Source organism: Ruegeria sp. D3, from assembly GCF_056534465.1.
Window position 1 is genome coordinate 192,071 of the sequence record NZ_JBQFPK010000010.1, and the last position, 10,504, is coordinate 202,574.

Consider the following 10,504-nt stretch of genomic DNA (forward strand, 5'->3'; position numbering starts at 1 on the left):
ATGAACATTCGACTTCTGATGAGCGGGCTGGTTATTGCAGGCATGACCACGAGTGCGCTGGCGGATGAGCCCATCAACACTGGGCCTTTCGGCGATGTTGCAATCAAGGGTTATGATACTGTTGCCTATTTCACCGAAAGCCGTGCGGTAAAGGGGTCAAGTGAGTTCGCATATGATTGGCTTGGCACGCCATGGCACTTCAACAGCGCGGAGAACCGCGAACTGTTTAAGTCTGACCCAACCAAATACGCTCCGCAATACGGCGGGTATTGCACATTGGGTGTCGGCCTTGGGGCCAACGCGTCTGAAAATATCGACCCAGTAAATTCCTGGCGGATCATCGATGGGAAGCTTTACTTTATATCGGACCCGACCGGAGCAGAAATGCTTGACCACCCAGAAGGGGAGGCGGTGGTCGCCAAGGCGGATGCGAATTGGGAGAAGACCAAGCCGCTGGCAGCCAAGGATTACTCCAACTGACGCGCACCTCGGATGATGGTCATCCGCCAGGTCTAAAGTGAAACAGAATATGCGGGTTGATGTAGCTGTAAGGCGCGCTCGCCCCGACCTCTTCTTCGGCATTTTTGTAGACCATGCCACAAGCCGGGCGACCAAGCGAAAGACCGGGTTGTTGCAAGCACAATGTGTCATCTTTCACAAATGCCGATCCAGTGACAAACAATGTGGATGCGCGCAAGGCCATACTTCCGTTCTCTGAAATCTGCATCAAGCCGGGTCCGCGGCCTTCGAAGTTTCCCTGCCATACGTTGCCATCGATCAGAGCGGTAACCGCGTCGGCAGATAGCTTTTCGCGCGCGCCAGGTTGAAAGTCGAAGGGCCATTCCTGCACGCCCGCAGTCAACATTGCATCAATGATCCGATCGAGTTCTTCCTGCTTCCGAAAATGCGCAAACAAGACCTTGTAGAGTTGCGCCGAAGTATGCGGAGCAAATTCGGCCACCTCGTCTGCAGTTGCTTGCGCCTTTTGCGTCTGGCCAGCCTCTCCATAGGCGGCAGCGAGGATGTTAAAGTAGTCTTCAATACCTTGAGAATTGCCTTTTATCTCCTCAAGGATTTCGACGGCACGTTGGGGACGCCCTGTCAGAATATAGGACAAGCTTGCGATCTGACGTGCATAGCCCGGCAATAGTGGGTTGAGACGCAGAGCCGTTTCGAAATTCTCGATCGCCTCTTCATGTCGTCCGTAGAATGTTTGCGCAAAGCTCAGCGCAAGATAGGCAGATGCTTCACCGGGGGCCTTCTCGACAGAAAGCTGCGCCGAGCGCATCGCTTCCTCATACCTTCGATCCACAGTCTGCAACTCGCTTAATACTGCAAAAGGCATCGCCGCATCGGGATCAATTTCTAAGGCACGACCGGCATGTTCGTAGGCTCGTTTCCGGGCGACCGGAAAGGGCAGCACATCGTCATAGTTGCGGCGCATGATCAATGCCTCGGTGCGGGCCTGTGCCGCGAATGCCCTGGCAAAAGTCGGGTCGATTGCGGTTGCTTCCGAATAGAGGCTCAACGCTTCGCGCAGCTTGGGCCGAAAGCCGCTGCGAGCGGCTTCTTCGGCTCTGAGAAAGAAGTCATATGCTTCCAGATCCGTTGTAGGTAGGCGTTCGATCCGCTCCTTTTCGGATACACTCACATCCACACCAAGTTGATCAATGATCTCGTTTATCAGGCCAGCCTCCATGGAGAAAATATCGGCTTCGTCTCGCTCCAACCGCTCGGCCCATACTGTCTGCCCGCTGCTCACATCTGTCAGCCGCGCGTTGACCAAAAGCCGAGTTCCAGCTCTGCGCACGCTGCCTTCGAGAACATAGCCCACCCCCAACTCGCGACCGATGGACCTGCTGTCGATTGTCCGGTCCCGATAGGAAAACGCGGTGTTGCTGCCGATCACCATCAGCCCGGCGACTTTCGAGAAATCTGTAATCAGATCGTCCGTGAGCCCATCTGCGATGTAGCGTTCCGCGTCTGGCAGCCCGAGGTTTTCAAAGGGCAACACGACGAGAGAAGGCAGCCCGTCCTCTGCCGCGATGATTTCACTTTCAGCGCCGCCGAAAAGGGCAACTATGCCATCACGCAATATAAAAGCGGCACCTGAAAGAACCGCTATTACGGCCACCGCCGTGACAGCGCCTCGAACTTTGAAGCGAGACAGTGAAGTGTATTTTGAGCCATTCGGGTCCGCCATCCGAAATACCGTGAGAGGCTCAGGTATGTTTTTGACCCGGTGGACACCCGCAGATTCAAATGGCTTACTGACTTTGCCGCGCGTGTGTTCGTAAACCTCGCGCGAGATGCAGATGCCTCCGGGCGTAGCTAGGGGTTCCAGGCGCGCCGCAATGTTAACACCGTCTCCGTAAATGTCGTCGCCATCGATGATTAGATCTCCCAGGTTGATACCAATCCGCAATTCGATACGCTGGTGGGGATCAATGGTGTCGTTTCTGTCCTTAACCGCCTCTTGTATCTGGATCGCAGCCTCGACTGCATCAACAACGCTTGCAAATTCGGCCAGCAGTCCGTCGCCGATAAGCTTGACGATCCGCCCGTTCTTTTCATCTATCAAACGGGTGAGGATGTCATGGCGCACCGTGGTCAAACGTTCGAAAGTGCCCACCTCATCCTCGGCCATCATACGGCTGAAACCGACTACGTCTGCGGCGAATATGGCGGCAAGCCTGCGTTCCAAGGTTTGCCCCTCTCCTCCAAAATGCGGGCAGTACTGCGAAGTTAACACTAAAAAAAACGTGACGGAAACTGCGCTCGCTAAAAATATTTGGCTGGGCGGGTGCTTGGTTTGCAAAGGTACGGTGGCGCAACAAGCCAGTTGTCTCCGCAGCAGCATAAGGCAGCTTGCTCCGCATTTGAAACATTGTATCCGAGCGAAGCGAACGGCCTGATTAAGTTTTGGCCCAAATGCATGATTTGAACGTCCGGTATCGAGAAATCGTGCTGCGCCGTCGCGGGCGATACCGTGACACCTTCGAACAATCGATTTTATTTTCGCTGCGCCAGCATCGGGCGGCTTTGTCCGCAGAGCCGTCATTCGTTGAAAATTACTCGATGTCTCATGTGCGGACAAAGCGGTCTGTGGTTCTCCAATCAAATCGGCCGACCTTGGGTTTACAGTACACGGTTGTGGAGAGTGAGAAGGACTAGTTGTCTTCACTACCGGAAGTATAGTGTCTCAATTGGCACCCTTATTGCATGCTGAGCAGGACGTTATGGCTCACGAGCGTCCAGATACCCTCCGGTTAAGCCCTTTTGAGTGTCAGATGGTATCGTCCCAAAATTAGGTTGTTGGTTGTTCGGGTGCGTCACCTAGAGCCAGCAGCAAAAGAATAGCCAAAAGGGGTGATCCAACCAGACCGATCAGGAACCAGATCAAACCGGATCGGTTGCGCCGCCCTGCCATCGTGATCGGCAGGATATAAAGCCAGATCACGACAACCAGCAAGATGAGCATAAAAATCAACTGGATAACTGGTGCGTCCATGAAATTTTGCCTTTCGTATCTTGACGCCATATTTAAAACGGCTGATCCGGTTAGATAGACAATGGCCCGAAAGCGTTTTCGGTTATTAATTTAGCCCGACATGGGTCCCGAGCGTCCCAACCCTCTCCCTTTGGGTTCCTTGGCTATCAGACAGTGCCGTCCAAATGTTTGGTGTTTTCCGGGTCACAAGGTAGCAAGGTCGGCAAAACGGATGAAGTGGGTGTTCAAGGAACCTTTTAAAGCGCCTTTTCAATGAACTTTGAAAAAAGCTCACCCTGCGAGTTGATCCTAAGTTTCGCGTAAATGTTGCGTCTGTGGATGCGGACTGTGCCTGGAGAGATGCCGAGAATTGTGCCAACAGCTTCTGCCGAATGGCCCTTCAATGTGAACTCAACGACTTCTCGTTCTCGTGGCGTCAGAACGCCATCGCCAAATGCCTGGAATGCTAGATCAACGCGACGACTAACGCCATTCGCTGCGGCGCCGCGGGCCATCGTTGGAAAGTCACTCCAATGTTTGCAACAGGCTGCCCGAACGAGCGGCCATAGAGCGTGCAAATGACGAATTTCCTTGGCGGAAAAAGGCTTCTCTGCTCGCATGAGCGAGACCACAACCATCCCAGCGCCTGGGATATCGATAAAGTAGCCAATCTCCTCTGCTAACCCAGTCCTTTTGTAGTAGCTGCGATAGTATTCGCCCTGATAGAACCTGTCCGGTGCGATATCGCGCATGCGGTACAGACCCGGTGTTATTGGTTTTGTCGCGGCCAAAAAAAATGGATCAAGTACGTAGGGCCCGGCTTGGTAATCCTCAACAAAAATACGCCGTTTGCTTTTGGGGAAATCGTCGTGAAGGTCTATTGGTGCTTCGGTTCCGACATGGCCAAACACCACCGTAAAATCAAATGGTGCGACCTGCCGTAAGCCATCTGCCAAAGCACATGGAAATTCTGGGGTTCCGATCTTCTCCACGACCCTGCCGGCCTCTTCCATCCAATCGTACACACGCCGCTCCAGATTTTCGAAATGCACCTCTATACCCCAATTGTGGTATATACAGTTATTCCGAGTTATTGTTACTTTTTTCTTGTTTGAGTGGTATGCCAACAAATGCCAAAAAATCAAGCAAAAGGAAAACGGCAGTATATGAGCTTTGACATGAGCGTCACCATGCAGACGATTGCGGAACTCCGAGGAGTGACCAAGACCTTCGGGAATGTGGTCGCCGCCAAAGACCTGAATCTTTCCATTGGGAAAGGAGAGTTCCTGTCGTTCTTAGGCCCATCTGGTTGCGGCAAAACCACTGCGCTTAGAATGTTGGCAGGTTTCGAGAAGCCAACCGAAGGTCAGGTGTTGCTCGATGGAGAAGTCGTCAACGACTTAGATGCGCACCATCGCCCGGTCAACATGGTGTTTCAGCACTATGCTCTTTTCCCTCACCTAAGCGTGTTCGACAACATCGCGTACGGCCTGCGCCAACAACGACCACGCGTAGACAAACAAACAATCACGACAAGGGTTGAGCAAGCGCTGGAAACTGTCCGTCTTGGTGGGTTTGGCCCACGTCGCATCTGGGAGATGTCTGGTGGTCAGCAGCAACGCGTCGCTTTGGCGCGTGCGATCGTAAACGAGCCCAAGCTTTTGCTGCTTGATGAACCAATGGCTGCTCTGGATCGAAAGCTTCGAAAAGAAATGCAGTTTGAACTGCAGAACCTGCAACGACAACTGGGAATAACTTTTGTCCTCGTCACGCACGACCAAGAAGAAGCGCTTTCAATGTCTGACCGAATTTGTGTGATGGAAGGCGGCAGTATTGTGCAGGTTGGCAGCCCACGCGAACTCTATGACATGCCCCGCAGCCGATACGTGGCTGGATTTGTAGGTACCTCAAATTTCTTCGATGCAACTGTGACTGACTCAGCAGCCGACCAAATCACTGTGCGTTTAGCGAGTGGCCAAAAGGTGCACGGAACTCCGGAAATTCCAATAGATGCAGGGCAGGAAGTGTGCGTTAGTATCCGTCCTGAACAGATCACGCTGACCCGCGCGCTACCCACAGCTGAAATCGCTCTGCCAGTTACCATTCAAAATCGGATCTTCCTTGGGGAGCACACAGAATACCTTGCGCGCAACGAAGCACTGGGTGACTTCCACGTACTTGTGCCAAGGCAAGCGGAATTGAACGAGGGGACGTTCAATGCAGGAGAGCAGGCCTTTGTTTCATGGGGCGAAGGCGCACTGCTGATCCTGGAAAAATAACAAATCCCGCAATCCAACAACAGAGAGGTTCACAATGACCAAGGATAATGGGACTATTTCCAAGCAAAAGTTCATGGAAGAGCTTCGCCGGTACCAAAAGGGTTCGGTTACACGGCGACATTTCTTAGGCGTGACAGGTCTTGGGATGGCAACGGCCGTTCTGGGCACGGCCATTCCTGGGTTGCGTCCACGCCCGGCATTTGCTGCCGGGGACATTGGCGACCGAGTGATCCTCGCCACATGGCCGAACTACCATGACGAGATGAACTTCGAAGCTTTCACGGAAGCCACTGGCGCCCATGTTCAGGTCAATGTTTTTGGCTCGAACGAAGAGATGTTGGCAAAACTACAGGCTGGAGGGTCTGGCTGGGACGTTTTCGTTCCAACCAACTACACGATCACTACGTATGTGGGTGAAGATCTGATCATCCCGCTCGATACGTCCAAACTGCCAAACTACGACGCAGGTTCATTCGAACAGCGCTTTTCCGACGCCGGTTCTGTCGATGGCCAGCTTTACGCGGTCCCAAAAAACTGGGGCACGACTGGCTTTGCAGTGAACACCAGCAAGCTTGACGGCGCTCCGACTCCAACCACATGGAAAGAGTTCTGGGACCTTACTATGGAAGGTTACTCAGGCCGGACAATGGTGCATGATTACCAACTCACCACCATCGGTAATGCCCTGAAATACTTCGGCTACTCCTTTAACTCGGTCGATGAGAAGGAACTGGCGGATGCCGAGAAATTGTTGCTGGATGCCAAACCGCATCTGTTTGCAATCTCGTCGGATTATCAGCCACCGATGCGTAACGGTGACGCCTGGATGACGATGTGCTGGACAGGTGACGGCAAGCAGATGAATGTCGACATGCCTGAAATCGCCTACGTTCTGGGAACTGAGGGCGGTGAACTCTGGTCCGACTACTACGCTATTCCTAAGGGCGCACCCCATATGGATGCCGCTTATGCGTTGATCGACTTCCTGCTGAACCCGGAAGTTAATGCGAAAGAAGTCCTCGCTCACGGCTATCCATCGGCTGATGCTCGCACCAATGCGTTGCTGCCGAAGGAACTACTGGAAGATCCGATCCTTTATCCGGCAGCTGACCTTCTGAATGCACTCGAGTTCGGCGCGGCGGCTACACTAACCGATCCAAACCGTGCCGAGTTGCTCGCCCGCTTCAAGTCGGCCTAAGCGGCAAGGCCGCCAATATCGGAAAAGACGAGGACAAAATGACCGAACGAGGCAGAAAAGCACTGTTGCTGGCTCCAGCAGGAATATGGCTTTTGGTAATGCTAGCCCTTCCTCTGCTGGTCGTCTTCGTCTTTTCCTTTGGCGAACGGGGTGCCGCCGGAGGCTACGTTCCAGCGTTCACGTTGGAACAATATGCCAACCTTCCTGCGCGATGGACGGCGTTTAAGAACACTTTGATCCTTGCACCTCTGGGGACTATCGCTGCGTTGGTAATTGCCTACCCGCTCGCCTACTTTCTTGCAGTGCGTTGTTCACCAAAGTGGAGAACTTCGCTGTTGATCCTAGTGATCGTGCCGTTCTGGACATCGATCCTGATCCGGTCATACGCTTGGATTTTCATCCTTGGGGGGCGTGGCTTGCCCGCTTTACTAGAGTCGATCGGCATCGATGATATCCGCCTGATAAATACGCCGTTCGCTGTGCTTGTCGGGATTGTCTATGGGTATATACCTCTGATGGTTTTCCCGATTTTTGTAAGCTTAGACAAACTGGATAAACGCCTTCTGGAAGCATCGGCTGATCTCGGCTCTACCCCATGGCGTACGTTCCGTCAGGTGACACTTCCTTTGTCGGTACCTGGTATCGCAACTGGCTGCATGCTGGTCTTCATCTTGCTGATGGGCGAGTTTCTGATCCCAGCGATCTTGGGCGGCGGAAAGGTCTTTTTCGTCGGAAATGCGCTGGTGGACCTGTTCCTGCAGTCTCGGAACTGGGCGTACGGATCGGCGGTCGCAATGACTCTGGTTGTCGTAATGCTTGTCACTGTCTCAATTTACATGAAATTCATCTCGCGCCTGGGTGGCCAGCGCGAAGATGTCTCGCTGATGTGAGGGCCCGATGCGCTTATACGCGATTTGCGTCTACCTTTTTCTCTATATTCCAATCGGCATCATCGCGCTTTTCAGCTTTAATGCCGGACGACACGCAAGTCAGTTCATGGGGTTCTCGACCCAATGGTATGGTAAAGCGCTGAACAACCCATTTGTAATGGACGCGCTCGAGACCAGTCTGCTTGCGGCATTCATAACTGCTTGCCTCGCATCCACTCTCGGAACCATGGCGGCTATCGCTTTACAAGGGGTTAAGGGATGGCTCCGAACTTTGTTTGATGCGATGATTTATATTGCGATAATGATACCCGGTATCGTCATCGGCATCGCGACACTCATTGCCCTGGTCACCGTATTCGGCTGGCTAAACCCGCTTCTTGCAAGCCTATGGCCCGATGGAGCAAATCCCCCGCAACTTTCCATGGGGATGCCCACGCTTGTCGCCGCACACACCATGTTCACAATGGCGCTGGTCATAATCATCGTACGTGCAAGGCTATCGGGTATGGACCGCGCGCTCATGGAAGCTTCTGCTGACCTCTTTGCGACGCCCTGGGGCACCTTTCGACAGGTGACCCTGCCGTTGATAGCACCGGCAATTTTGGCAGGCTTCCTGCTCAGCTTCACTTTCTCATTTGATGATTTCATCATCGCGTTCTTCGTAGCTGGCTCAGAAACAACCCTGCCAATCTACATATTCTCATCCATCCGGCGCGGCGTAACACCCGAGATCAATGCCATCGGCACTATGGTTATGGGCGCGTCGCTCTTGTTGCTCGTAGCAGCGCAGCTGCTTTTGCGCCGAGGCGCCTCAAAATCGAATAGTTAAATAAAGGAGCCAAGTGACATGCGGCTTGCAGGTAAGGTCGCGCTCGTGACGGGCGCGGGATCAGGAATTGGTCGGGCGGGTTCAATGACAATGGCACAAGAGGGTGCGCATGTTGTGGTAACCGATCGCGATGCAACACTTGCTGAAGCCACTGTGGCCGCAATCGTTGCGCAGGGAAATCAAGCATCTGCCATACAGCTTGATGTGACCGATGACGATGCCCTTACCAGAACCATAGACGAAGCAGTTAAAAACTTCGGTCGGCTTGACGTGTTGCACTCTCACGCTGGGTTGCAGATCGAAGGAACGCTGGAAGAAGTGGAACCAGATGGAATGGATGCTTCTTGGGCATTGAATGTCCGCGCTCACTTCATTGCCGCGCGTGCAGCCGTCCCCCATATGAAATCACAAGGTGGAGGCAGCGTGATCGTCACGGCCTCCAATTCTGGGGTTCAATATGACCGGGGTATGATCGCCTATGCGACTACAAAGCACGCTGCTGTTGCGATGGTCCGGCAGATGGCAGCCGACTACGCTGTCAATGCAATCCGTTTCAACGCCCTATGTCCAGGATTTGTAGACACCCCTTTCAATGCAGGCTTCGAAAAGCAGATGGGAGGCCGTGCCAAACTGGAAAGCTACATCGAGCAGGCGATCCCCATGAGTCGATGGGCGACAGTTGAAGAGATTGGCCATGGGATCGTCTATTTAGCTTCAGATGAATCCGCTTTTATGACGGGGCAAGCCCTGGTTATCGATGGCGGTGAATGCATTTAGTGATGGGTTAGACCGCTCAAGAGAATGTCTATCGCCGCAATTCCTTTTGGCGAGCACATTTCAGTCCGCTTTGGGCTCCTTCCGGACTTCAGAGGCCGCGCAGCAACCCCGTGATATGGTGCCTCGTCAGTGTCGGGTTGTCGTTTCGGGAGGGCATGGCGGATCGGAGGATCAGTCATGGAAACACCAAACCTTCCAGCCATTCGCGCACTTCGCCCCGCATGGAACAAGGGCCGCATCGTGGGTCAGAAACGACCGCTGAAGCCTAAGCATGTCTGGGCGATCCGTGTTCGACTTGAATTGGCCGAAAACCACCGCGACCTAGCGCTGTTCAATATGGCGATCGACAGCAAGCTGCGCCGCTGTGACCTGGTGAAGATGAAAGTCGTCGATGCAATGGCATCAGGTCTGATCAAGGAGCGCGCCTCCGTCCTGCAAAGCAAGACGCAGAAACCTGTTCGCTTTGAGATTTCCGAAGACATACGCGCCTCAGTCGAGAAGTGGATGGAAGACGAGCTCATGGTTTGCTCCGAGTACCTTTGCCCTGGCCGCTTCCACGAGCGGCTGCATATCTCGACCCGCCAGTATGCGCGGATCGTCCGCGATTGGGTCAAATCGATCGGTCTTGAGACGAGCGCATACGGTACGCATTCGATGAGGCGGACGAAGATGACCCAGATTTACAAGAAGACAGGCAATCTTCGCGCCGTTCAGCACCTGTTGGGGCATACGAAGATGGACAGCACCGTCAGGTATCTCGGCGTCGAGCTGCAGGATGCGCTAGCAATCGCCGAAGACATTGAAATCTAGCAACTTCGGGTCGCCTTCGGGGGGCGCCCAAAGCGGCCATTTGCGTGAGCCGCAGCGAATGTCTGCTTCGAGCCCAAAGTGGACACTGGTTCGCTACGCAGCATTCATCAATTTGGGCGGAAACTGAACCTTCGCTGCGCATTTCCGTGGTCAGCGAGTTGGACGCCGTTCAATATGCAGACAACGGATTGAGCTACCGACCGTTCAAACCGCTCTTGTCACATACGCTTT

General features: G+C 53.6%; 10 protein-coding genes. 7 read left to right on the top strand and 3 right to left on the bottom strand.

Annotated elements, in window-relative coordinates:
• Nucleotides 1–480, top strand: coding sequence for a YHS domain-containing (seleno)protein (locus ACR0DX_RS15935; RefSeq protein WP_170356192.1), 480 nt, complete (start codon nucleotides 1–3; stop codon nucleotides 478–480).
• Between the two features lie 19 nt (nucleotides 481–499).
• On the opposite strand, the gene ACR0DX_RS15940 is transcribed toward ACR0DX_RS15935, so the two are convergent.
• The 3 genes from ACR0DX_RS15940 to ACR0DX_RS15950 form a co-directional block, all read right to left on the bottom strand.
• Nucleotides 500–2,704 carry an adenylate/guanylate cyclase domain-containing protein gene (locus tag ACR0DX_RS15940; protein WP_480846694.1) on the bottom strand — a complete coding sequence of 735 codons (2,205 nt, stop codon included), beginning with the start codon at nucleotides 2,702–2,704 and terminating at the stop codon, nucleotides 500–502.
• A 603-nt stretch (nucleotides 2,705–3,307) separates the two neighbouring features.
• Nucleotides 3,308–3,511, bottom strand: coding sequence for a hypothetical protein (locus tag ACR0DX_RS15945; RefSeq protein ID WP_058283652.1), 204 nt, complete (start codon nucleotides 3,509–3,511; stop codon nucleotides 3,308–3,310).
• Nucleotides 3,512–3,747: 236 nt separating this feature from the next.
• On the bottom strand, nucleotides 3,748–4,503 hold the full coding sequence (locus tag ACR0DX_RS15950) for a helix-turn-helix transcriptional regulator (RefSeq protein ID WP_170343062.1): 756 nt from the start codon (nucleotides 4,501–4,503) through the stop codon (nucleotides 3,748–3,750).
• Nucleotides 4,504–4,620: 117 nt separating this feature from the next.
• Between ACR0DX_RS15950 and ACR0DX_RS15955 the strand changes: the two genes are divergently transcribed.
• The 6 genes from ACR0DX_RS15955 to ACR0DX_RS15980 all read left to right on the top strand — a co-directional run bounded on the left by ACR0DX_RS15955 (nucleotide 4,621) and on the right by ACR0DX_RS15980 (nucleotide 10,273).
• Nucleotides 4,621–5,769, top strand: a complete 1,149-nt coding sequence (locus tag ACR0DX_RS15955) for an ABC transporter ATP-binding protein (RefSeq protein ID WP_480846696.1) — start codon at nucleotides 4,621–4,623, stop codon at nucleotides 5,767–5,769.
• Nucleotides 5,770–5,803: 34 nt separating this feature from the next.
• Entirely contained in the window at nucleotides 5,804–6,967 is a 1,164-nt protein-coding gene (locus ACR0DX_RS15960) for an ABC transporter substrate-binding protein (RefSeq protein ID WP_093962198.1), read from the top strand.
• Between the two features lie 38 nt (nucleotides 6,968–7,005).
• Nucleotides 7,006–7,857 (top strand): ABC transporter permease, encoded by an 852-nt coding sequence (locus ACR0DX_RS15965; protein ID WP_170355769.1) that lies wholly within the window; start codon nucleotides 7,006–7,008, stop codon nucleotides 7,855–7,857.
• Nucleotides 7,858–7,864: 7 nt separating this feature from the next.
• A complete protein-coding gene (locus tag ACR0DX_RS15970) occupies nucleotides 7,865–8,686 on the top strand; it encodes an ABC transporter permease (RefSeq protein ID WP_170355768.1) in 822 nt (273 codons plus the stop codon).
• Between the two features lie 18 nt (nucleotides 8,687–8,704).
• Nucleotides 8,705–9,463 (top strand): SDR family oxidoreductase, encoded by a 759-nt coding sequence (locus ACR0DX_RS15975; protein ID WP_170355767.1) that lies wholly within the window; start codon nucleotides 8,705–8,707, stop codon nucleotides 9,461–9,463.
• 177 nt (nucleotides 9,464–9,640) lie between these two features.
• Complete coding sequence (locus tag ACR0DX_RS15980; RefSeq protein ID WP_480846700.1) at nucleotides 9,641–10,273, top strand: tyrosine-type recombinase/integrase; 633 nt, start codon at nucleotides 9,641–9,643, stop codon at nucleotides 10,271–10,273.
• Nucleotides 10,274–10,504 lie beyond the last annotated feature (231 nt).